Below are 22,303 nucleotides of genomic sequence, written 5' to 3'. Positions count from 1 at the left end.
ATTCCCTCTGGAGGAATCTAATGAAAAAATTAGGTGCATTGCTGGTTCTCTTTCTTTCCGTCATTGCTCTTGTAGCATGTTCTACTGGAAAGAAAGATGCAGCTTCTGGCCAAAAATTAAAGGTCGTAACCACAAACTCAATTATCGCTGATATCACTAAAAATATCGCTGGAGACAAGATTGATCTTCATAGTATCGTGCCTGTTGGACAAGACCCACACGAGTACGAACCACTCCCTGAAGACGTCAAGAAAACTTCACAAGCCGACTTAATCTTCTACAACGGCATCAACCTTGAAACAGGTGGGAATGCCTGGTTTACAAAATTGGTAGAAAATGCTAAGAAAACTGAAAACAAAGACTACTTTGCAGTCAGCGAAGGCGTTGATGTTATCTACCTTGAAGGTCAAAACGAAAAAGGAAAAGAAGACCCACACGCTTGGCTCAACCTTGAAAATGGGATCATCTTTGCTAAAAACATCGCAAAACAATTGAGCGCTAAAGACCCTAGCAACAAAGAATTTTACGAAAAAAATCTCAAAGAATATACTGATAAGCTAGACAAACTTGACAAGGAAGCTAAAGCTAAATTCGACAATATTCCTGCTGAGAAAAAACTCATCGTAACCAGCGAAGGATGCTTCAAATACTTCTCTAAAGCTTACGGGGTACCAAGTGCTTACATTTGGGAAATCAACACTGAAGAAGAAGGAACACCTGACCAAATCAAGACTTTGGTTGAAAAACTTCGCCAAATGAAAGTCCCATCACTATTTGTTGAGTCCAGTGTCGATGATCGTCCAATGAAGACTGTTTCAAAAGATACAAACATCCCAATCTATGCTCAAATCTTTACGGACTCAATCGCTGAAGAAGGTAAAGAAGGCGATAGCTATTACAACATGATGAAATACAACCTTGACAAGATTGCTGAAGGTTTAGCTAAATAATCATTTTAAAAACGTCAGTCACCTTGAATTGGCGTTTTTTTTTGATTCAAAATCCGGTCAAATTATTGGAAAACTCTGAACATTTAATGTAGAATGAAAGAAAAAAGATTGGAGTAGCTTATGACTACATTCCTCGGAAACCCTGTTACGTTTACAGGAAAACAACTACAAGTGGGCGACAAGGCAGTTGATTTCTCTCTCACAACGACTGACCTCTCTAAAAAAACACTAGCTGATTTTGAAGGCAAGAAAAAGATTTTGAGCGTCATCCCTTCTATCGATACAGGTATCTGCTCGCTACAGACTCGTCGCTTTAACCAAGAATTAGCTAGCTTAGACAACACTGTTGTCTTAACGGTGTCTATGGACCTCCCCTTCGCTCAAAAACGCTGGTGTGGTGCTGAAGGAATTGAGAATGCCATCATGCTTTCAGACTACTTCGACCACTCCTTTGGACGCGATTATGCCCTCTTAATCAATGAATGGCATCTGCTTGCTCGCGCGGTCTTTGTCCTTGATGCTGACAATATTATCCGTTATGTTGAGTATGTGGACAATATCAATTCTGAGCCAAACTTTGAAGCAGCCATTGAAGCAGCAAAGTCACTTGACTAAAAGAAAGCCCACTTGTGACAAGGCAGAAAGCTAGAGAAATCTAGCTTTTTTTGGTATACTAGATGGAGAACATAAACAAGGAAATGCGAATGACACCAAATAAAGAAGACTACTTAAAATGTATTTATGAGATTGGCATGGATGTTCCTAAGATTACCAATAAGGAAATTGCTGCTCGAATGCAGGTATCTCCTCCAGCTGTAACCGAAATGATCAAGCGCATGCAGTCTGAAAATCTCATCTTAAAAGACAAGAAAAAAGGATACTTGCTAACCGATATTGGTCTAACACTTGTATCAGAGCTTTATCGTAAACATCGTCTGATTGAGGTTTTCCTGGTCCACCATCTAGACTATACCAGTGACCAAATTCATGAAGAAGCTGAAGTATTAGAACATACTGTTTCAGACTTTTTTGTAGAGAGATTAGAAAGTATGCTAGGTTTCCCAAAAACTTGCCCTCACGGTGGTACAATTCCTGCTAAAGGAGAGCTTTTGGTTGAAATCAACAACTTACCACTTTCAGAAACTAAAGAAGCTGGAACCTATCTCCTGACTCGAGTTCACGATAGCTTTGATCTCCTCAAATATCTGGAAAAACACGCTATCAATATTGGAGACATACTCCAAGTTCAACAGTTTGAAGACTTTTCTAATACCTTTACTTTGATTCACAACCATGAAGAACTTCAAGTCAGCTTCGAAATTGCTAAGCAACTCTATGTTGAAAAAATGAACTAAAATCTCTATCAGCAAAAAACCAAGCCCGCGAGCTTGGTTTTTCTTATCTATTTTTGGTGTCAAGGATGATGGTTACTGGGCCATCATTGACCAGTTCTACCTGCATATCTGCTCCAAAGACTCCTGTCTCAACAGGAACTTCCTTGGCTAGTTCTTGGTTAAATTCTTGATAGAAAGCTTCCGCCATATCCGGTTTAGCGGCGCCTGTAAAGGCTGGACGATTGCCTTTTTTGGTATCAGCAAACAAAGTAAACTGAGAGATGGAGAGGATTTCTCCTTGGATATCTTTAACAGAAAGGTTCATCTTGCCTTCAGCATCTGAGAAAATCCGCATATTGACAAGCTTTCTGACTGCATAATCCATATCTTCTTTTTGATCCTCAGGTCCAACACCTACTAAGAGTAAGAGCCCCTGCTGGATTTTCCCATATACTTGACCTTCAATAGAGACTTGAGCTTTCTTGACACGCTGAACGATAATTCTCATAGCAATCCTTTCTGATTATATCAAACAAACTTAACCATTGGTCCGTTTGACTGAGTAAACTTCTGGTACACTCTTAATCTTATCAACTACAGTGGTCAGCATTGAAAGGTTTGAAATTCCAAAGGAAACATGGATATTAGCAAATTTCATATCCTTGGTTGGTTGGGCATTAACTGTTGAGATATTCTTAGTCGTATTTGATAAGACTTGCAAGATATCATTCAATAGACCAGAACGGTTGAGTCCGTAGATATCGATGTGAGCCATATATTCCTTGCTTGAGAATTGGTCTTCCCATTCAACATCGAGTAGACGTTGCTCATAGTTTTCCTGTGAACGAAGGTTCATACAGTCTACACGGTGGATGGCTACTCCGCGTCCTTTGGTAATATAGCCGACGATATCATCACCTGGAACAGGGTTACAACATTTGGCAATCCGGATCAAGAGCCCAGAAGCACCTTGGATGACTACTCCACCCTCATGCTTAACCTTAAGCGTGTCCTTGTTCTCCACCTTGACTTCGCCACCCTTAACCAATTCTTCAGCCTCTGCCTTGGCCTTGGCACGCTCTTCTTCACGACGTTCTTTCTCCGTCAAACGGTTAAAGACAGTGATGGCTCCGATTTCTCCAAAACCAATGGCAGCAAAGAGAGCTTCTTCTGTCTTGTAGCTGGTTTTTTGAAGGACTTCATCCATGTGACGTTTATCCATAAATTTATTAGCCACATAGCCATTTTCTTGGAGCTGACTAATTAGCAATTCTCGACCTTTATTGATGGACAATTCTTTGTCTTGGTTTTTAAAGAACTGACGAATTTTATTTCGAGCCTTGCTGGTCTTAACCATGTTGAGCCAGTCACGGCTTGGTCCAAATGAATTTGGATTGGTGATGATTTCAACCTGGTCACCTGTTTTTAGCTTGGTAGTCAATGGTACCATGCGGCCATTAACCTTGGCACCTGTTGCTTTTTCCCCAATTTTAGTATGAATCTCATAAGCAAAGTCAATCGGGCCAGAATCTTTTGGAAGTGAACGAACCGCGCCATCTGGAGTAAAGACATAAATCTCCTCAGCCAGATAGTTTTCTTTGACCGTATCTACAAATTCCTTGGCATCATCCGCCTGGTCTTGGAGCTCCATCATCTCCTTGATCCAGTTCATCCCAATGGCAGATTCCCTGCTATTAACTTGACCTTTCATTCCTTTTTTGTAGGCCCAGTGAGCCGCAACACCGTACTCAGCAACCTCATGCATTTCCTTGGTACGAATCTGGAACTCAATCGGTCCTTTTGGTCCGTAAACAGTCGTATGGATAGACTGGTAACCATTGGCCTTACGGTTGGCAATATAGTCCTTGAAACGACCTGGCATTGGTTTCCAAAGCTCATGAACGTAACCTAGCATCGCATAGACATCACTCTGAGTGTCTAGGATACAGCGAATGGCAATTAGGTCATAGATCTCCTCAAAGCGTTTTTTCTTATCCTGCATCTTGCGATAAATAGAGTAGATATGCTTTGGACGGCCATAGATTTTCCCTGTAAGGTGGCGCTCAGATGAGTATTCCTCAAGTTTCGTCACAACTTCATCGACCAAGGCTTCGCGTTCTTGACGTTTTTCCTTCATCATGTGACTAATCTTGTAAAATTCAGTTGGATTCAAATAGCGGAAAGAGAGGTCTTCTAGTTCCCACTTAACACTTGAAATCCCCAAACGGTGAGCAAGAGGTGCATAGATTTCCATGGTTTCTCTAGAAATACGCTCCTGCTTGTCCTTACGAAGATGTTTGAGGGTGCGCATATTGTGCAGACGGTCAGAAAGTTTGACCAAGATAACACGGATATCCTCTGACATGGCCATAAGCATCTTGCGGTGGTTTTCAGCCAGCTGCTCTTCGATAGACCTGTACTCAACCTTACCAAGTTTGGTAACACCGTCCACAATCACTCGAACATCATGACCAAACTCACGCTCTAAGTCATCCAAGGTAGCTTCTGTGTCTTCTACCACGTCATGCAAAAAACCACAGGCAACTGTAACAGCATCTAGCTTGAGTTTAGCCAAGATTCCTGCTACCTGAATAGGGTGGATAATATAAGGCTCGCCTGATTTACGATATTGGCCACTATGGCATTCTACAGCGTAAACCAAGGCCTTGTGTACAAAAGCCACATCTTCTTTCGATAAATATTTTTGCGTTAAAGCGACGACTTCATCACCTGAATAAATTACTTCTTTCGGCATGCATACTCTCCAATTCTTCCTACCATTTTAACACTTTTTTGAGGATATGAAAACTAGAAAAGCCTCTTCTGTAAGAGTTTGCTAAACTTAATAAAAAAACACTACCAGAAAAACTCTAGTAGTGTTGATTTATTCAAATCTATCTTAGTAAACTGTTTTTTCAGTTTCTACATCGAAGAAGTGAGCTTTGTTCAAGTCAAATCCAAGTTCCACAGTTGCACCAGCTTGCAAGTAGTCACGTGCGTCAACCTTAGCAACGAATTCATCTTTACCAACTTGGCAGTATAGGTGAGATTCTGAACCAAGCAATTCTGATACAGAGATAGTTGCTTTCACAACTGATTCTGGGAATGTTTCAAGGAAAGCAGGTTCTGCATTCACATCTTCTGGACGGATACCGAAGATCAATTCTTTACCTTCGTAGCCTTTTTCACGAAGAACTTTCAAAGCACCTTCTGGAACTTTCAAGTTAAAGCCGTCAGCAACGATGCGGTCACCGTTCAATTTAACGTTGATAAAGTTCATAGCTGGACTTCCGATAAATCCTGCTACGAATTTGTTAACTGGGTTTTTGTAAACTTCTTGAGGAGTACCGATTTGTTCAACACGTCCGATAGTACCTGTACCAGCAGGGTTCTTAGTTGCTGACATGATAACGATACGGTCTGCAAGTGTCATCGCTTCTGTTTGGTCGTGAGTTACGTAGATAGTTGTAGCTCCGATACGACGGTGGATTTTAGCGATTTCAGCACGCATTGATACACGAAGTTTAGCATCCAAGTTTGACAAAGGTTCGTCCATCAAGAATACTTTGGCATCACGGACGATTGCACGACCCATGGCAACACGTTGACGTTGACCACCTGAAAGGTCAGCTGGTTTACGATCCAAGAATTCTTTCAAACCAAGAATTTCTGCTGCTTCTTGTACACGTTTGTCGATGTCTTCCTTGCTGTATTTACGCAATTTCAAACCGAAAGCCATGTTATCGTATACAGTCATGTGTGGGTAAAGAGCGTAGTTTTGGAATACCATGGCGATGTCACGATCTTTTGGAGCTACGTCGTTGACAACCACTCCATCGATAGATGCAGTACCTTCTGTGATGTCTTCAAGACCAGCAATCATACGAAGAGTAGTTGATTTACCACATCCTGAAGGTCCTACGAAAACGATAAACTCTTTGTCTTTGATGTTCAAGTTGAAATCTTCAACTGAATAGTGTTCGCTGTTTGGATATTTTTTGTAAATATTTTTAAGATTTAATTCTACCATTGTGGAGAACTCCTTTTGTCATTTGATAGTTTTATTATAGATGAAAACGTTTTACTTTTCTATGGCAAGGTGACCAAAAAAATAAAAAAGTTCTGTGCAACTTGCACAAAACTTTAGATTATACCTGGTAAAATCAACTGATAACACAAGGTGAGGTCAGTCAATTCTTTCAACTGAAGCCCTGTCAATTCTTCCCATTTATCAATCTTGTACTGGAGAGAATTGCGATGCAGATACAGTTGTTGAGCTGTTTTGGTCAGGACTGCACTGTTTTCCCACAGTGAAAGGATGATTTCCTGAATCTGATCCTGGTCCACAATCATCCGATGCAGATATTCCTTGATCACTCGAAGATCCACAATTCTTTCACCCATACTCCACAGATAGAGTTGAGAAAAAGTATGGAAACCTTGATGCCCTTGTCGCCACCAGTTTTTGAACAAGTCACGTTCTGCTTTGATGAGATCTGACAGAGCCTGATGTCCTGTCTGTGACCAGACCTGACCTAACATGATGGATAAACGTACTCCAAAGTCATATTCTACTGCTTCCAAGGTATCCATCAAGATAGAACGAACAGATGTGTACTTATCCTGTTGGAGAACAAAAATGTAATCCTGCGCTCCCACCTGAAGCACTGTTTGACAATTTGGAAAGAGGGTTCCCATCATCTCTAACCAAGACGTCAAATTCTCCTGTTGGAAATAGGAGAGGTGGCAATAAACAAGCTGCAACTTTTTAAAGTTTTGCGGTGCCTGTCCCTTACCTTCGATCAGATAAGTATACCAAGGATTAAGGGAAATGGTTTGCTCCTGTTTGGTTAAGAGAGCTACCAGCTGTTTTTCACGCTCGCTAAGACTAGTTTCCTCAAGCAAAAGCCACTGATAATTTGACAGAGGTAGACTTAGATAACCCTCTTTATCAACTGGCTGATCTAAGATTTTACCATCAGGAAACCAATCCAGTAGTTCTTTTGCAATCATCTCTAGCCCTCCACTTTTTGGATGCACCAAGAAATCAAGGTTTCGAGGCGCTCCACATTTCCTGTCATATGAAGATAGCCCATGACCGCTTCAAAACCCGTAGACATACGATAGGTCACCACATCCGCATTTTTAGCCTTTGTGTGACTATTGGTGTTACGACCCCGTTTATAGATTTCTTCCTCTTTTTCCGTTAGGACTTCTTCTTCCAGCATGAGGGAAATCAAGTGTGCCTGAGCCTTGGCCGACACATACTTGGTTGCCTCTTGGTGGAGTTTATTGGGCTTGGTCATGCCTTTGAGAATGAGATGGCGACGGATATACATAGAATAAACCGCATCTCCTTCAAAAGCTAGAGCAATCCCGTTAATGAGATTGACATCAATCACGTGTCCACCTCACTCCATCCTTGGTGTCAAATAGCTTAATTCCTTGTGCAGCTAGTTGGTCACGGATTTGGTCAGCTGTTGCAAAGTCTTTATTTGCACGTGCTTCTTGACGTTTTTGGATCAAGGCTTCAATCTCTTCATCCAAAACTTCCTCAACAAAGACCACTCCAAAGACTTCTAACATAGCTGCAAGAGTTTCCTTAACCACTGCATCATAGTTTCCTGAGTTGATCCACTTGGCCATTTCAAAGACGACTGTGATACCATTTGCTGTATTGAAATCTTCATCCATAGCCGCTACAAACTTATCTTTAAAAGTTTGCAACTCCTCCGCATCTACAGTTCCAGTAAATGGCTGCTCATAGGTATGTTTCAGATATTTGAGATTGGTCTCGGCATCACGCACAGCTTTTTCTGTAAAGTTGATTGGCTTACGGTAGTGCTGGGTCGCAAAGAAGAATCGTAATACTTGACCATCAATGGTTTTGAGAGCATCATGAACGGTAATAAAGTTACCCAAAGACTTAGACATCTTGACATTGTCGATATTGACAAAACCATTGTGCATCCAGTAGTTGGCAAAGGTCTTGCCTGTTTTAGCTTCAGACTGGGCAATTTCGTTGGTATGGTGAGGAAACTCAAGGTCAGCTCCACCACCGTGAATATCGATGGTATCACCCAAAATCTCCGTTGACATGACCGAACATTCGATATGCCAGCCTGGACGTCCAGGTCCCCAAGGACTGTCCCAAGAAATCTCACCTGGTTTAGCAGATTTCCAAAGAGCAAAGTCTACAGGGTTTTCCTTGCGGGCTGTTTCTTCGTCTGTCCGACCTGAAGCACCTAACTCCAAGTCTTCTAGGGTTTTATTAGCTAACTTAGCATAGTTGTGGGATTTTTCTACACGGAAATAGACATCCCCTTGACTCTCATAGGCATAGCGCTTTTCAATCAAGTCTTCTACAAAGCGGATGATGTCAGCCATAAACTCGACTACACGTGGATGACGAGTCGCAGGCTTCACACCCAAGGCTGTCACATCCTCACGAAAGGCAGCGATATACTTGTCCGCTACTTCCTGAGGTGTGATACCTTCTTCCTTGGCACGGTTGATAATCTTGTCATCCACATCCGTAAAGTTGGAAATGTAGGCTACTTCGTAGCCACGGTATTCAAAATAGCGACGAATAGTATCAAAGGCTACTGTCGAGCGGGCATTCCCCACGTGGATGTAGTTATATACAGTTGGCCCACAGACATACATCTTGACCTTACCGTCCTCGATTGGGACAAATTCTCGCAAATCACGAGACATGGTGTCATAGATTTTAATCACTCACTGACTCCTTTCTGTTTCTACTCTTTTGGCTTCAAGTAAACCGCCTGAGTCTGTTTGACAAAGTCAATCTTTTCATACAAGCGTTTGGCACCAACATTGCTATCTTCCACGGCAATCTGAAATGCCTTATCATTTTGCTCCATGAGTTGGTTGACGATTGATTTTGCTAGATAGCTTCCGTAACCTTGCCCACGATAAACTTCAGCAATCGCTAGTCCATAAAGGTAATTGCATTTTCCAGACACATCGACCGTACAAACGCCAATCACTTGACCTTCTTTGAGTAATATGTAAAGCAGACTATCAGGATCCTTCAAGGCCTCCGAAATGTATCTGTGGCTCACTTCTGGTGCTTCCACTTCATCTGAAAAGGTTTGGTGGTGGAGCTGGGCAATGGCTTCAAGATAAGAAGGTTCTGCTAAGAGCACATTGACATCTGAACGGGAATCTAATGCATAAGCGGTTCGATCACGTCCTAACCAGGTTTCTGTCTCTTCATCCTCGACCAATCCCCAATTGCTGGCAAAATCAGGATGATTCTCTAGAAAAACACGCTCTGTCTGAAAAGTCACAGACTCAATTGGATAAGATGCCGTTTCTTTCTCAAAACTTCTATACAAAGCTCGTGCAATTCCCTGACGACGATGATTAGGGTGGACCAGGATCGCCACATCAACATCTTGGTCATCTGCATAGACGGTTAATAGACCAACAAGTTCACCTTTTTCATAACAAAGGAAAAAGGCGGGCATGTTGGGGTCAAAATTGAGCATATTGGAAAGATAAGGATCCCGAAAAGTTCCGTCATAGTTCCGACAGGTGGCAATAAGGGCTTTTGCTTCCAGTAGTTGGTGGTCATTCAATGTATTGGTTGATTGAATCATGTAGCGATCTCCTTACAAGCTCGAAGACCGATGGCTAGCTTCCTTAGCATGCTCCATCTTATTCACGTAGTATTCTCGTTTTTCTTCGACTTCGTGAATAGTTGGTTCATCCTTTTGCCCATGCACTCTGACAATCTTGGCTGGAATACCGACAACCGTCACATCACTAGGAACATCTGCTACAACGACCGCTGCAGCACCGACCTTGGCATTTTCACCAATCTCTACAGGACCGATGACTTGGGCATGAGCAGAAATGAGCGCTCCTTTACGAACAGTCGGATGGCGTTTGCCACTATCCTTACCTGTCCCACCAAGGGTTACCCCATGATAAAGGAGAACACCTTTTTCAACGATAGCTGTCTCCCCAATCACAAGTCCTGCTCCATGGTCAATGAAGACACCTGATTCGATTTGAGCTCCAGGGTGAATCTCAATCTGAGTCCAAAAACGCCAAAACTGGCTGTGCATACGAGCTAAAAGCTTAAAGCCATGGTTCCAGAGAAAATGAGAGAGACGGTGAGCAGCCAAGGCTTTCACACCAGGATAGGTCAAAAGAACCTCCAAAGTGGTGCGAGCCGCTGGATCATTTTCTTTTACGATATCAATGGTTTCACGCCACCATCCCATACATTTCTCCTTTCTTATTCTGAGTCTTTTGGTGTTTCAGTAAATTCTTTCTTTGGTTTGTGGTCCTTGTGATGGTGACGAGGACGATCGTCATGGCGATGACCTTTATCCCCTTTTTCTTCTGAACGTTCAGGTTTTGGTGGACGTGGCAAGAGTGCCTTCATAGAAGCATCTACACGACCTTTTTCATCGATCTTGATAATCTTAACATCCACAAAATCACCAATTTGAACTAAATCTTCTACATTATTAGTACGAGTCCAAGCCATTTCAGAGATATGAACGAGGGCATCAGTCTTGTCAAAGAGGTTGACAAAGGCACCGAATTTCTCGATACGCACAACTTTGGCATGGTAAACTTCGTCCACTTTTGCTTCACGAACCAAACCAGCAATGATTTCTTTAGCGCGGTTAATGGCAGCTTGGTCGCTAGAGTAGATAGACACGTTTCCTTCTTCGTCGATATCAATCTTAACGCCTGTTTCAGCGATGATCTTATCGATGGTTTCTCCACCCTTACCGATAACAATCTTGATCTTGTCCACATCAATCTTGATAGTATCAATTTTCGGAGCTGTTGGAGCCAATTCTGGACGAACTTCTGGAATAGTAGCTTCAATCACATCAAGGATTTCAAAACGAGCTTTCTTGGCTTGGGCAAGAGCTTCCGTCAAGATTTCTGCAGTAATCCCTTGGATCTTGATATCCATTTGAAGAGCTGTAATCCCGTCACGAGTACCCGCAACCTTGAAGTCCATGTCTCCAAAGTGGTCTTCCAAACCTTGGATATCTGTCAATACTGTGTAGTTGTTTCCATCTGAGATGAGACCCATGGCAATCCCTGCTACCGGCGCCTTGATTGGTACACCACCAGCCATAAGGGCAAGTGTTCCCGCACAGATAGATGCTTGAGATGAAGAACCGTTTGATTCCAAGACTTCTGCTACCAAACGGATCGCATATGGGAATTCTTCTAAGCTTGGCAACACTTGAGCAAGTGCACGCTCACCGAGAGCACCGTGACCAATTTCACGACGACCAGGCGCACCGTAACGTCCAGTTTCACCAACAGAGTATTGTGGGAAGTTATAGTGGTGCATAAAGCGTTTCTTGTACTCTGGATCCAAACCATCGATGATTTGCGTTTCACCCATTGGTGCCAAAGTCAAGATAGAAAGAGCCTGAGTTTGTCCACGAGTGAAGAGACCTGAACCGTGTACACGAGGAAGGAAGTCGACAACCGCATCCAAAGGACGGATTTCATCGACCTTACGGCCGTCAGGACGAACCTTGTCTTCTGTGATCAAACGGCGTACTTCTGCGTGTTCCATTTGTTCCAAGATTTCAGCCACATCACGCATGATACGGTCAAATTCTTCGTGGTCTGCATATTTTTCTTCGTAAACTGCTGTGACTTGATCTTTCACTGCTTGAGTTGCGGCTTCACGCGCCAATTTTTCTTCAACTTGAACCGCTTTTTGAAGATCGCTGTTGTAGGCTGCGATGATTTCAGCTTGCAAGTCAGCATCCACATGAAGCAATTCTACTTCTGCTTTTTCTTTACCGACTGCCGCAACGATTTCTTCTTGGAAGGCAATCAATTCTTTAACAGCTTCATGTCCTTTAAGAAGAGCTTCCAACATGATTTCTTCTGACAATTCTTTAGCACCAGACTCTACCATGTTGATAGCGTGCTTAGTACCAGCTACTGTCAATTCAAGAAGCGATTGCTCTGCTTGTTCTTGAGTTGGGTTGATGACGATTTCTCCATCAACATAGCCTACTTGTACCCCAGCGATTGGTCCATCAAATGGAATATCTGAGATAGAAAGTGCCAATGATGAACCAAACATAGCTGCCATTGGTGCAGATGCATTTTCGTCGTAAGAAAGCACAGTGTTGATGACTTGCACTTCATTACGGAAACCTTCCGCAAACATTGGACGGATTGGACGGTCGATCAAACGCGCTGTCAAGGTCGCATCTGTTGAAGGACGCCCTTCACGTTTCATAAAACCACCAGGAAATTTCCCAGCCGCATACATTTTTTCTTCGTAGTTGACTTGAAGCGGGAAGAAATCCCCAGTTGCCATCTTCTTAGACATAACGGCAGCAGTCAAGACAGTTGACTCACCGTAACGTACCACAACAGAGCCATTTGCTTGCTTAGCAACCTGACCAGTCTCTACGATCAACTCACGACCCGCGAAAGTCGTTTGAAACACTTGTTTTGTCATTGTAATCCCCTTTGGATTGATAAAATTATACGCCTTGCCTACAAAGATCAAGATACTAAGGCCGTCAAAAGCAAAGTAAAAATAGGAAACTGACGAAGTCTTCGATGAAGACAAGACAGTTTATCTTTTTTACACAGCTTTTTGGCCGAGTTCAATTAATCAAGATATTTTGGACTTTTTGAGTTTCGTTTTCGCAACCTTTACAACCTAAATACCCTCATCTTTGTATCAAGTACGTACAGAGTCTATTTTATCATATTTTTCTTAAAAAGTACGGTCTTTTCTATAAAAAAGGAACCATTCTGCTATGAAAAGAAGAATGGTTTGCTTTTAATTATTTTAAGGTTGATGATTGAACAAGGCATGGGTTGCTTGGTGGATGTACTGAGCAGTGTCTGCGTTGTTCATGGTGTAGAGATGCACGCCTGCTACGTCTTGCGTTACCAAGTCCACGATTTGGTCTACAGCATAGGCAAGTCCTGCTGCTCTGAGTGACTCAGGATCATTCTCATACTTGTCCAAGATAGCCTTAAACTTACGTGGGAGATGGATATTCTCACAAGTCTTCAAGAGACGAAGCGCTTGGTTACGATTGAGGATTGGCATGATACCCGCATGAATGGGAACATCAATCCCAGCCAAGGTACATTTGTCTTGGAAATCGTAGAAACGCTCGTTGTCAAAGAAAAGCTGAGTGACAAGGCTTGAACAGCCTGCATCTACTTTTTTCTTGAGATTTTGAATATCTGAGATTTGGTTTGGCGAATCAGGGTGTCCTTCTGGATAACAAGCACCAATAATTTCAAAGTGCGGTGCCTGTTCATTGATAAACTCAATCAAGTCTGTGGCGTAACGAAAATCCTTTTGTGGCTCAACATCAGGAATGATATCTCCACGAAGAGCCAAAATTTTCTGAACCCCAACCTTATCCAAATCTGCAATAGTCTCAGCCACCTTATCCTTGGTCAGGTAGATAGCTGGCAAGTGAGCAATGGTCGGAATCTCCAAGTCATTTTGGATATAGTCTGCCAAACGAACCGTCGTCTCTTTGATATTAAATTTATTATTGCTGGCAGTTACACTGATGAAGTGTGGTGCCAAGCCCTGCATGTCTTTCAGAGCTGCAATAATTTTGTCATTGCCTACTGATGGGTTGGGAGGGAAAACTTCAAATGAGAGTGACGGTGTTTGACGCGACATATGTAATAACCTTTTTCTAGTTGATTTCTTACTGATCAACCGTGTAGAGAGAACTGTCTTTTCTTACAATTTCTCACGCGCAGCTTTGGCAGCTTCTACAAGGCGAATCAAGCTTTCTTTCGTTTCTGGAATACCACGTGTTTTCAAACCACAGTCAGGGTTGATCCAAACTTTCTTGCTTGGTACTTTCGCAAGGATTGCTTCGATTGTGTGGTCGATTTCACCTTCATTAGGTACACGAGGTGAGTGGATATCGTAAACCCCAGGTCCAACTTCTGTTTGGAAGTTTTTCGCTTTGAGTTCGTCCAAGATTTCAAGGTTTGAACGGCTAGCTTCAAATGAGATAACGTCTGCATCCATGTTGTCGATAGCTGGGATGATATCTGTAAATTCTGAGTAACACATGTGAGTGTGGATTTGTGTGTCTGGTGCTACTGTTGAGTGTACCAAGCGGAAGGCTGGAATAGCCCAGTCAAGGTAGTCTTCGTACCAGTCGCTACGACGGAGTGGCAATTTCTCACGAAGAGCAGCCTCGTCGATTTGGATGATTTTCACGCCTGCAGCTTCAAGGTCAAGAACTTCATCCTTGATTGCAAGAGCGATTTGAAGAGTAGAATCCTTAATAGAGATGTCTTCACGTGGGAATGACCAGTTAAGGATAGTAACAGGTCCAGTCAACATACCTTTAACAGGTTTGTCAGTACGGCTTTGTGCGTAGCTAGACCATTTCACAGTGATTGGGTTGAGACGAGTCACATCACCCCAGATGATTGGTGGTTTAACCCCACGCATACCGTATGATTGTACCCAACCATTCTTAGAGAAGAGGTAACCTGACAAGTTTTGACCGAAGTACTCAACCATGTCATTACGCTCGAATTCACCGTGTACAAGCACGTCAAATCCAACTTCTTCTTGCCATTTGATCCATTCGTCGATAGTCTCAGCAAGGAAGGCATCGTATTCTTCTTGTGACAATTCACCCTTACGGAAGGCCAAACGTTTAGCACGAACTTCTTTTGTTTGAGGGAATGAACCGATGGTTGTTGTTGGAAGAGCTGGAAGTTTGAAGGCATCTTCTTGGATTGCTTCACGTTCAGCAAAGGCTGGCAAACGAGTGTAGTCTGCATCTGTCAATCCAGCGATACGAGCACGAAGTTCCGCATTTTCGCCAACACGTTCAGTCGCAAAGAGTTCTTTGTTAGCTGCAAGTGCTTCTGCACCTTGACCGTTGCGGATAGCATCCAAGTCACGGATTTCATCCAATTTTTCAACTGCAAATGCAAAGTGGTTCAAGATAGCTGGTTCAAATTCTTCATTAGCTGTTGTAAATGGCACATGAAGAAGTGAGCATGAGCTTGTCAAAACAATGTTTTCAGCTGGGATTTGCTCAAGAACAGCCAAACTCTTTTCGTAGTTGTTGCGCCAGATGTTCTTACCATTGACAATACCTGCATAAAGAGTCTTGTCAGCTGGGAATCCACCTTTAACGAGTTCAAGAGTTTTCTTACCTTCAACGAAGTCAAGACCGATGGCATCTACTGGCAATTTCACAAGGTCAGCGTAAACGTCACGAACGTCACCGAAGTAAGTTTGAAGCAAGACTTCAAGACCTTTTTTGTCAGCCAAGAGTTTGTTGTAGATGTTCAAGAAGAGTGCTTTTTCTTCTTCTGTCAAGTCTTTGACAAGAGCAGCTTCGTCGAGTTGGATACGAGTTGCACCAAGTTCAGCCAATTTCGCAAAAACATCTTGATAAGCAGCTACTAAGCTATCTACGAAGTCTTCTGCTTTCACACCTTCTTCAAAGTCTGACAATTGAAGGAAAGTGAATGGACCTACAAGGACAGGACGAGTGTTAAGTCCAAGCTCTTTAGCTTCTTGGAACTCATCAAAGATCTTGTGACCAGCCAATTTTACTTGAGTGTCTTTTTCAAATTTAGGAACGATGTAGTGGTAGTTGGTGTTGAACCATTTCTTCATCGGAAGGGCACGAACATCCCCTTTTTCTCCTTGGTATCCACGTCCCAAAGCAAAGTAGCGTTCAAGGTCTGACAAGTCCAAGTTTTGAACAGATGCAGGAACTACGTTGAAAAGGAAGGCAGCATCAAGGAAGTTGTCGTAGTGAGAAAAGTCATTTGATGGGATTTCAGTGATGCCTTTTTCTTTAACGATGTTCCAGTGTTTTGCACGTAATTCTTTCGCAGCAGCCAAAAGTTCTTCTTCTGAGATTTCTTTTCTAAAGTATTTTTCAGTTGTAAATTTTAATTCGCGGAATTCACCCAAACGAGGGAAACCGATAATTGTAGTTGACATGTTTTGTCCTCCAAAAATTGTTGTTGAAACTATCTTAACAGAAAAGAAATCATCTGTATAATTGTAAAAAATTAGGCTTTGATATAGTCTGAAACTATACCTCGGTTTAGAAGACAAAAAAAGATTTGGAGAAGATTCTCCAAATCCTTTGGTAGACAATGGTTAACAGTATTTCAAGATAGTCCTGTTCATAGTCAAACTTGAGTAAACAGATAGTTGACTATGGCTTGCTATTAGAAAAGACTATAGGTCTATCCCCTTCTCACGGAGATTAGCCAGACATTCCTCATAGTAGGCAGAGTCATGCTCGCTATAGATAGGACTATTCAGCTTTTCCTCTGCTAAGTCTTCATAGGAAGGACAGGTCTTACCTCGGTAGTTCTTGTCCAGCCACTCTGGACTGACATTGTAGCCACGGTCAGCCATCTCCTCCATGATCAAACGATGATAGGCATAGAGACGATAAGGCGAGTGGGTAAAGACATAGTCAACCGTCGCATGCTTTCTGCCCCAGCCATTGCCACGCAGGGCGCAGCACTCTCGATGTTGCCCCAAGAGCTGAGGACGGGGAAGTTGTGAAATCAAAGTCTCATGCCAAAGTCTCATGGGAGTCTCCTTTCAGCAGGGTAGAATGTTGCAGATAAGCATTTGGGTAACGCTCAAGCAAGTCTCTAGTCCTAGCAATCAAGTCTTCCTTGGAAGCCTGACCAAAGCGATAGCGATCCAGCAAAAGCATATAGTCTTTGCGCTCATCAATACTGGCTTGCTTTTTAAAATAGCCCCAAATATGCTGAAAAGCATTGCAAACCTGACCCCTGTGTTCTGGAATCTGGCAGGCACGGTCAATCATCTCTTGAACCTGATTCAGCTCCACCACTTCTTGCTTGAGATACTGGTGAATATCCTTGTAAATATTGCTAGAATGACTCAAAACAAGGTATTTATTTTCCGCCCAGAGTTGCTGACAAAGGGCACGTTGGTTGTTATTTTCCATATTTCTCCTAACTTTCTACTAGTTCCCAGGAAATACGGAAACAAAGTTGTATTTTTAAAATGAGCGAATCGATTTTTAGATGAATCTAATGTCCACTTCGCTAAATTCCTGAGTAAATTTCAACTAATGATTGAATCTGATGTAAAACTTCTTGTTTCTTACGTTCACGAGCTCCTTGTCTACGAGAAGTCGGTGGAATAATCGAATCCAGATCAGCTCCACTATTCTCAGCATAACCACGTTGAATAGAACGATCAATGAATAATTGATAATCTTTTACAAGATTTTCAGACTCTGCTAACTCACGAATAGCGACTGCTTTACGTTCTTTACCATAAGCATAGAATGCATTGATAATTTCATCATGGTCTTTCAGACTCGCTAAATCAGTATCATTGATAAAGCCAATCACCAGCTCTTCCTTAGCACGAATATCAATACTAGAACGAATCACACGGCTAACTTCTGCTTTCATTGCTTCTTTAGACTCAGAGTTCTTCGATTTTTCGACAATCAAAGCAAGAATATAATCTAGATTAATCTCGTCAGTTTTTAAGAGCTCAATCTCAAATTCAATATCTGAAAGGTCAACACCTAAGTCTTTTGTTCTTTCATAATTTTTAAGGTTTAAGAATTCATCTCGAATTTCTACATAAGAACTTCTTAAATCTTGGAGATAACCTTCCGAGATAGGCTTGTCGATTTCCTGAAACTCATCATAATTTCGAAGAACGTTATCAAGTTTCAGAAACTCACCAAATAACTTAACAAACTCTTTTTTATCATGTTCTGTTTCTATTTCTTGTGGATTAGGGAATCTTTCCAGAATTTCCTGACAGACTTCTTTATAACCTTTAACTTTGATACCAGTTATCTGATCCACGAAACCATCCATGTATTCACTAAAGCTTTTTTCTAAGATAATATCAAGCTTATTGGTGTCCCCAAAAGTCTTAATAGCTTCTTGCGTAGCCTTCTCTAAATCACGGAAACAAACAATATTACCAAAAGGTTTAACCTTGTTAAAAATTCGATTGGTTCTCGAGAATGCCTGAATCAAGCCATGATAACGCAAATTTTTATCGACAAAGAGAGTATTCATGGTTGGAGCATCAAATCCAGTCAAGAACATACCAACTACAATCAGCAAATCCACTTCCTTGGACTTGACACGTTTGGAAAGGTCACGATAGTAATTTTGAAACTCTTTCCCATCAGTAGAAAAGTTGGTCTTGAACATTTGATTATAATCGAAGATTGCCTTAGAAAGGAACTCTTTAGATGAAAGAGGCATGGCTGTATCTTTAGGCTCTAACTCTTCATCTTGAATTTCTCCATAAGCTGACTGTTCTTCGTTAGGCGCAAAGCTAAAGATGGTTGCAACTTTTAAGCGTTTAGCTTCTGGTAAAGCTGCTTGTTGTCGCTGAAGTTCTTCATAGTATAATTTCGCAGCATCAATGCTTTGTACTGCCAGCATGGCATTAAATCCAAACAATTGTTTTTGTTTATGAGTATAGTGTTGATTTCGATGCGTCTTATCATCATAAACTCTTAACAGATACTCTGTAATGGTTGCAATCCGTTCAGGATGGAGAAGAAGTTCCTTCTCTATCTTTTTGAGTTTCTTCTCATCGAGCTCTCGGCCAACTGCCTTTTCTGCTTCTCTATACTTATTGATTTCAGGCTTGATATAGTTGTAATCAACCTTGAACTTCAACACCTTTTTATCTCGAATAGCATCCGTTATAACGTAGTTATGAAGTTGCTCTCCAAAAACCTCTTGTGTAGTCTCTCCCGTCAAGCTATTTTCTGGGAAAATCGGTGTCCCTGTAAATCCAAATAAAGCATACTGTTTAAAGGATTTTTTAATACGCTTTTGAGCCTTCCCAAACTGAGAGCGGTGACACTCGTCAAAAATCAAGACACATTTCTTACTGTATATTTCATGGTTTGGATTTGCTGTTATAAATTTATTTAACTTCTGAATAGTTGTGACAACAATTCGATCATCATTTTCTTCAATACTACGTTGGAGTTCTTTTGTATTGTTACTACCATTGACTGAATTTGGTTGAAATTTTCGATATTCATTCATAGTTTGGTGATCTAAATCTTTTCTATCCACCACAAAAATCACTTTATCAATATAGTCCAACTCTGTCGCCAAACGAGCTGTCTTAAAGCTGGTCAAAGTTTTCCCTGAACCCGTTGTATGCCAGACATAGCCACAGGCATTGATAGTGCCAAAGTTCCTCATCTCATTAGATGAATGAATCTTGCGTATGATACTCTCAGTAGCCGCTATCTGATAAGGGCGCATGATGAGCAAGGTATTATTAGTATCAAAAACACAATACTTAGTCAATACTTCCAAGAGAACTCGTTTACTTAGGAAAGTAACGGTAAAGTCCTCAAGGTCATGAATTGTTTTATTTTTACGGTCTGCCCATTCACAGGTGAACTCATAATGATTTTTATTCTGAGCTGTTGTATTTGCAAAATAGCGTGTAAAAGTCCCATTAGAAATCACAAATATTTGAATATACTTGTATAAAGAGTTTTCGCTATTGAAACTCTCCTTACTATATCTATGGATTTGTTCAAAAGCTTCTTTAAGACTTCCCCCTCGCTTCTTTAATTCAATCTGAACTAGAGGTAGACCATTTACTAAGATAGTGACATCGTAACGATTAGTATGACTACCCACCTGGGTCACTTGGTTGATGACCTGCATACTGTTGTTGTGAATGTTTTTCTTATCAATGATGAAAATATTTTTAATCCGTCCATCATCAAAGACAAAGTCATAGATATGATTCTCTTGGATTTTTCGTGTTTTTTCAACTAACCCTTCATTGGGACAATCCAGATATTCCACTACAAAGCGATTCCACTCATCATCTGTAAAAGTCACCTTATTTAGCTTTTCAATCTGAACCTTGGTATTTGCTAAAATTTCTGCGGGAGTATGAATATTTAAGCGTTCATAGTTGAGATGATTCACCAAATCAGAAATCAGCTGATTTTCTAAATCAGCCTCTGACTGATATTCTCTATCCGTGCGGTACTCTGGTTGATACTCAGCCAAGAGAATCCCTTCATTTGTTTCCGCAATTACTTCATGTATTTTTGAATAATCAACCATTTTCATTTTCCTCTTTTTGGTTAAATTTATATTTTATCTCAAAACTATTGAATAATTCTATTAAGGTATTTTTTTCTCGTTCTTGCAATTCTCTAAACTCCAAGTCCGATTGACGATTATGGGTGAATAAATCAATCCTTTGAGTATATGGTTCTATATTTTCTTTGGTAATCTCCTCACCAACTACCTCTAATCCTAATAAAACCTCCTCCCATCTACCATAACCTAAAAATGTAGCTGTTTTTTCTAACAGATTTCTAAACAAGGCATAATGAAATTTTTCTACTCGTCCACTGTCTACAGCCCTACGTAATTCTTCTCTTACCTTTAGATGATAACCAAACGGAGAATCTTTCTCAACATCAGTCAAAATATATTTTACCTCACCATTATTATCAATCTCTTTTTTCATTACATAGAAACTGATCTTCTTTATTCTCTTTTCAAATCTAATTTCATTGTATAAGACATTGTAGAAAAGTGGTTGGTGAGTAGAAAGTATAAATTTTAAATCTGTATTTTCAGATTTTGCAATGACCTCTTTTAAAAAGATTGCGGAATTAATGATATTGTTATCATCTAATGAAGAAATTGGATCATCAATATAAACATATTCAAAATTTTGAAAATCAGAGTTGATCTCTGGGTCGCTCAATTCTTCAATGATAAGTTCTAAAAGAGTTATGAATATAGACCAAACAAATATCCTCTCCTCTCCCCTAGAAATTTTGACCGTTTCACCATCTACAGTAAAATGAATGCTTTTGAAATTACTTTTTAATCTTGGTAAACGTTGTCCCCCAATAATATCAATAACTGGATTACCAAAGTTATCAACAACTTGTTCTTCAATATCCTCAAAAATAGGAACTATTAAATCACTAACATATTTCTGAAAATTTACAATAACCTGATCAAATTGTTGCTGATTCTCCAAAAATTTACCAAAATAGGTACGTTTATCATATTTAAGATATCTATTTTCATCATTTTCTAAATCATTTTCCCAAGTAAAAAGATCTTCTGTGAAAGCATTGAAATAGAGTATTTTCTTTTTCTCCACCTCTTCATCATTTCCTAATACATTTAATTTATCCTTTAAAATCATAGAAAGACGTGTTTTCCCTGTGGCATTAAAAGCATAAATTAAATGCAACTTCTTAGTACTTGAAATTAGTTCGTCTGCAACATCTTCTAATGTATTAAAATTTTTTTCATATGCCATGATTTACTTTTCCTTATTCATTAAAATTGATCAATTGATTCCTCCAGTATTCATACTGTTTCTGTCTTAGTTCGATTTCCTTTGGAAGGCCTTCAGAAAGAGAGTTGGTTAAGGTATCAAACTTATCCAAGACAGACACTATCTGTGACTGTGTAGACAAAGGCGGTAAAATAATAATTAACTGTCTAACAATATCTACGTTTAAATTTTGAACTGTTCCATTAGATGCATTCTTCCTCATCATATATTGCATAGTATCGGTTAATAGATAGTAATACAGAAAATCAGGTAAACATACATCCTCAAATCCATTTATTGCTAGCCAACCATCATGAATACAACCATCAATATTTAAAATATAAGGCCGACCAAAACTCATAGAATTTGACATTATAAAATCACCTTTATTTACCAACCGAGACTTCTCACTTCCAGCTTGAGTAATTCTCTCTTTTGTTTTTGATAAATATTTTGAGTTTTTTTCAACATCACCAATCTTTATCCAAGGTACACCTTGCTCAGATTCAGTAATAAATTTTGAAATTGGTCTTGGAGAGGAACCACGTACAATTTTAGCCATCGCTCCAAACTCCACTCGAATTGGACCAAATACCCACTGTAAAAGTTTGATAATAGCGGAGTTGTCCCAC

Annotated in this window: 19 protein-coding genes; 3 read left to right on the top strand and 16 right to left on the bottom strand. The window is 40.6% G+C overall.

The window, feature by feature from the left end:
* The first annotated feature begins 20 nt into the window (after positions 1-20).
* The 3 genes from O3633_RS09325 (at position 21) to O3633_RS09315 (ending at position 2,305) form a co-directional block, all read left to right on the top strand.
* Positions 21-950: a metal ABC transporter substrate-binding lipoprotein gene (locus O3633_RS09325; RefSeq protein WP_371621106.1), complete on the top strand. Its 930-nt coding sequence runs from the start codon at positions 21-23 to the stop codon at positions 948-950.
* A gap of 120 nt (positions 951-1,070) precedes the next feature.
* Complete coding sequence (tpx, locus tag O3633_RS09320) at positions 1,071-1,565, top strand: thiol peroxidase (protein WP_371621105.1); 495 nt, start codon at positions 1,071-1,073, stop codon at positions 1,563-1,565.
* Between the two features lie 89 nt (positions 1,566-1,654).
* Positions 1,655-2,305, top strand: a complete 651-nt coding sequence (locus O3633_RS09315) for a metal-dependent transcriptional regulator (protein ID WP_049530965.1) — start codon at positions 1,655-1,657, stop codon at positions 2,303-2,305.
* Between the two features lie 43 nt (positions 2,306-2,348).
* Here the strand turns inward: O3633_RS09315 and dtd are convergent, their stop codons facing one another.
* The 16 genes from dtd to O3633_RS09235 form a co-directional block, all read right to left on the bottom strand.
* The gene (gene dtd, locus O3633_RS09310) at positions 2,349-2,792 is read right to left on the bottom strand and encodes a D-aminoacyl-tRNA deacylase (protein ID WP_049530966.1); all 444 of its coding nucleotides are present in this window, start codon (positions 2,790-2,792) and stop codon (positions 2,349-2,351) included.
* A 30-nt stretch (positions 2,793-2,822) separates the two neighbouring features.
* Positions 2,823-5,039 (bottom strand): RelA/SpoT family protein, encoded by a 2,217-nt coding sequence (locus tag O3633_RS09305; RefSeq protein WP_371621104.1) that lies wholly within the window; start codon positions 5,037-5,039, stop codon positions 2,823-2,825.
* A 144-nt stretch (positions 5,040-5,183) separates the two neighbouring features.
* Positions 5,184-6,314 (bottom strand): ABC transporter ATP-binding protein, encoded by a 1,131-nt coding sequence (locus O3633_RS09300; RefSeq protein ID WP_371621103.1) that lies wholly within the window; start codon positions 6,312-6,314, stop codon positions 5,184-5,186.
* Between the two features lie 113 nt (positions 6,315-6,427).
* Positions 6,428-7,297: a PucR family transcriptional regulator gene (locus tag O3633_RS09295; RefSeq protein WP_371621102.1), complete on the bottom strand. Its 870-nt coding sequence runs from the start codon at positions 7,295-7,297 to the stop codon at positions 6,428-6,430.
* A gap of 2 nt (positions 7,298-7,299) precedes the next feature.
* Positions 7,300-7,686, bottom strand: a complete 387-nt coding sequence (locus tag O3633_RS09290; RefSeq protein WP_049530972.1) for a Mini-ribonuclease 3 — start codon at positions 7,684-7,686, stop codon at positions 7,300-7,302.
* A complete protein-coding gene (gene cysS / locus O3633_RS09285; protein ID WP_371621101.1) occupies positions 7,679-9,022 on the bottom strand; it encodes a cysteine--tRNA ligase in 1,344 nt (447 codons plus the stop codon). The genes O3633_RS09290 and cysS overlap by 8 nt, the downstream gene beginning before the upstream one ends.
* Before the next feature lie 20 nt (positions 9,023-9,042).
* The gene (locus O3633_RS09280; RefSeq protein ID WP_371621100.1) at positions 9,043-9,909 is read right to left on the bottom strand and encodes a GNAT family N-acetyltransferase; all 867 of its coding nucleotides are present in this window, start codon (positions 9,907-9,909) and stop codon (positions 9,043-9,045) included.
* A gap of 12 nt (positions 9,910-9,921) precedes the next feature.
* Positions 9,922-10,539 (bottom strand): serine O-acetyltransferase, encoded by a 618-nt coding sequence (cysE, locus tag O3633_RS09275; protein WP_371621099.1) that lies wholly within the window; start codon positions 10,537-10,539, stop codon positions 9,922-9,924.
* Between the two features lie 14 nt (positions 10,540-10,553).
* Positions 10,554-12,776, bottom strand: a complete 2,223-nt coding sequence (gene pnp, locus O3633_RS09270) for a polyribonucleotide nucleotidyltransferase (RefSeq protein ID WP_371621098.1) — start codon at positions 12,774-12,776, stop codon at positions 10,554-10,556.
* A 339-nt stretch (positions 12,777-13,115) separates the two neighbouring features.
* A complete protein-coding gene (metF, locus tag O3633_RS09265; RefSeq protein ID WP_371621097.1) occupies positions 13,116-13,976 on the bottom strand; it encodes a methylenetetrahydrofolate reductase [NAD(P)H] in 861 nt (286 codons plus the stop codon).
* Between the two features lie 63 nt (positions 13,977-14,039).
* The gene (gene metE / locus O3633_RS09260) at positions 14,040-16,289 is read right to left on the bottom strand and encodes a 5-methyltetrahydropteroyltriglutamate--homocysteine S-methyltransferase (protein ID WP_371621096.1); all 2,250 of its coding nucleotides are present in this window, start codon (positions 16,287-16,289) and stop codon (positions 14,040-14,042) included.
* Between the two features lie 243 nt (positions 16,290-16,532).
* Positions 16,533-16,895, bottom strand: a complete 363-nt coding sequence (locus O3633_RS09255) for a TIGR02328 family protein (protein WP_371621095.1) — start codon at positions 16,893-16,895, stop codon at positions 16,533-16,535.
* Positions 16,879-17,283 (bottom strand): YbgA family protein, encoded by a 405-nt coding sequence (locus tag O3633_RS09250; RefSeq protein WP_371621094.1) that lies wholly within the window; start codon positions 17,281-17,283, stop codon positions 16,879-16,881. The genes O3633_RS09255 and O3633_RS09250 overlap by 17 nt, the downstream gene beginning before the upstream one ends.
* Before the next feature lie 100 nt (positions 17,284-17,383).
* Entirely contained in the window at positions 17,384-20,428 is a 3,045-nt protein-coding gene (locus tag O3633_RS09245) for a type I restriction endonuclease subunit R (protein WP_371621093.1), read from the bottom strand.
* Positions 20,421-21,653, bottom strand: coding sequence for an ATP-binding protein (locus O3633_RS09240; protein ID WP_371621092.1), 1,233 nt, complete (start codon positions 21,651-21,653; stop codon positions 20,421-20,423). Before O3633_RS09240 ends, O3633_RS09245 begins: the two co-directional genes overlap by 8 nt.
* A 13-nt stretch (positions 21,654-21,666) precedes the next feature.
* Positions 21,667-22,303 (bottom strand): restriction endonuclease subunit S (locus O3633_RS09235; protein ID WP_371621091.1); only part of this gene is annotated, 637 nt, incomplete at its 5' end.

This window comes from Streptococcus sp. 27098_8_22 (genome assembly GCF_041432415.1).
GTDB lineage: Bacteria > Bacillota > Bacilli > Lactobacillales > Streptococcaceae > Streptococcus > Streptococcus pseudopneumoniae_M.
The sequence above is the reverse complement of the archived record's forward strand: the minus strand, read 5'-3'. Positions and strand labels throughout refer to the sequence as shown.

Bases quoted from the DNA above. Each gene is read 5' to 3' on its own strand.
- O3633_RS09325 (WP_371621106.1), top strand. From the start codon at position 21: ATGAAAAAATTAGGTGCATTGCTGGTTCTCTTTCTTTCCGTCATTGCT.
- tpx (WP_371621105.1), top strand. From the start codon at position 1,071: ATGACTACATTCCTCGGAAACCCTGTTACGTTTACAGGAAAACAACTA.
- O3633_RS09315 (WP_049530965.1), top strand. From the start codon at position 1,655: ATGACACCAAATAAAGAAGACTACTTAAAATGTATTTATGAGATTGGC.
- dtd (WP_049530966.1), bottom strand. From the start codon at position 2,792: ATGAGAATTATCGTTCAGCGTGTCAAGAAAGCTCAAGTCTCTATTGAA.
- O3633_RS09305 (WP_371621104.1), bottom strand. From the start codon at position 5,039: ATGCCGAAAGAAGTAATTTATTCAGGTGATGAAGTCGTCGCTTTAACG.
- O3633_RS09300 (WP_371621103.1), bottom strand. From the start codon at position 6,314: ATGGTAGAATTAAATCTTAAAAATATTTACAAAAAATATCCAAACAGC.
- O3633_RS09295 (WP_371621102.1), bottom strand. From the start codon at position 7,297: ATGATTGCAAAAGAACTACTGGATTGGTTTCCTGATGGTAAAATCTTA.
- O3633_RS09280 (WP_371621100.1), bottom strand. From the start codon at position 9,909: ATGATTCAATCAACCAATACATTGAATGACCACCAACTACTGGAAGCA.
- cysE (WP_371621099.1), bottom strand. From the start codon at position 10,539: ATGGGATGGTGGCGTGAAACCATTGATATCGTAAAAGAAAATGATCCA.
- pnp (WP_371621098.1), bottom strand. From the start codon at position 12,776: ATGACAAAACAAGTGTTTCAAACGACTTTCGCGGGTCGTGAGTTGATC.
- metF (WP_371621097.1), bottom strand. From the start codon at position 13,976: ATGTCGCGTCAAACACCGTCACTCTCATTTGAAGTTTTCCCTCCCAAC.
- metE (WP_371621096.1), bottom strand. From the start codon at position 16,289: ATGTCAACTACAATTATCGGTTTCCCTCGTTTGGGTGAATTCCGCGAA.
- O3633_RS09255 (WP_371621095.1), bottom strand. From the start codon at position 16,895: ATGAGACTTTGGCATGAGACTTTGATTTCACAACTTCCCCGTCCTCAG.
- O3633_RS09250 (WP_371621094.1), bottom strand. From the start codon at position 17,283: ATGGAAAATAACAACCAACGTGCCCTTTGTCAGCAACTCTGGGCGGAA.
- O3633_RS09245 (WP_371621093.1), bottom strand. From the start codon at position 20,428: ATGGTTGATTATTCAAAAATACATGAAGTAATTGCGGAAACAAATGAA.
- O3633_RS09240 (WP_371621092.1), bottom strand. From the start codon at position 21,653: ATGGCATATGAAAAAAATTTTAATACATTAGAAGATGTTGCAGACGAA.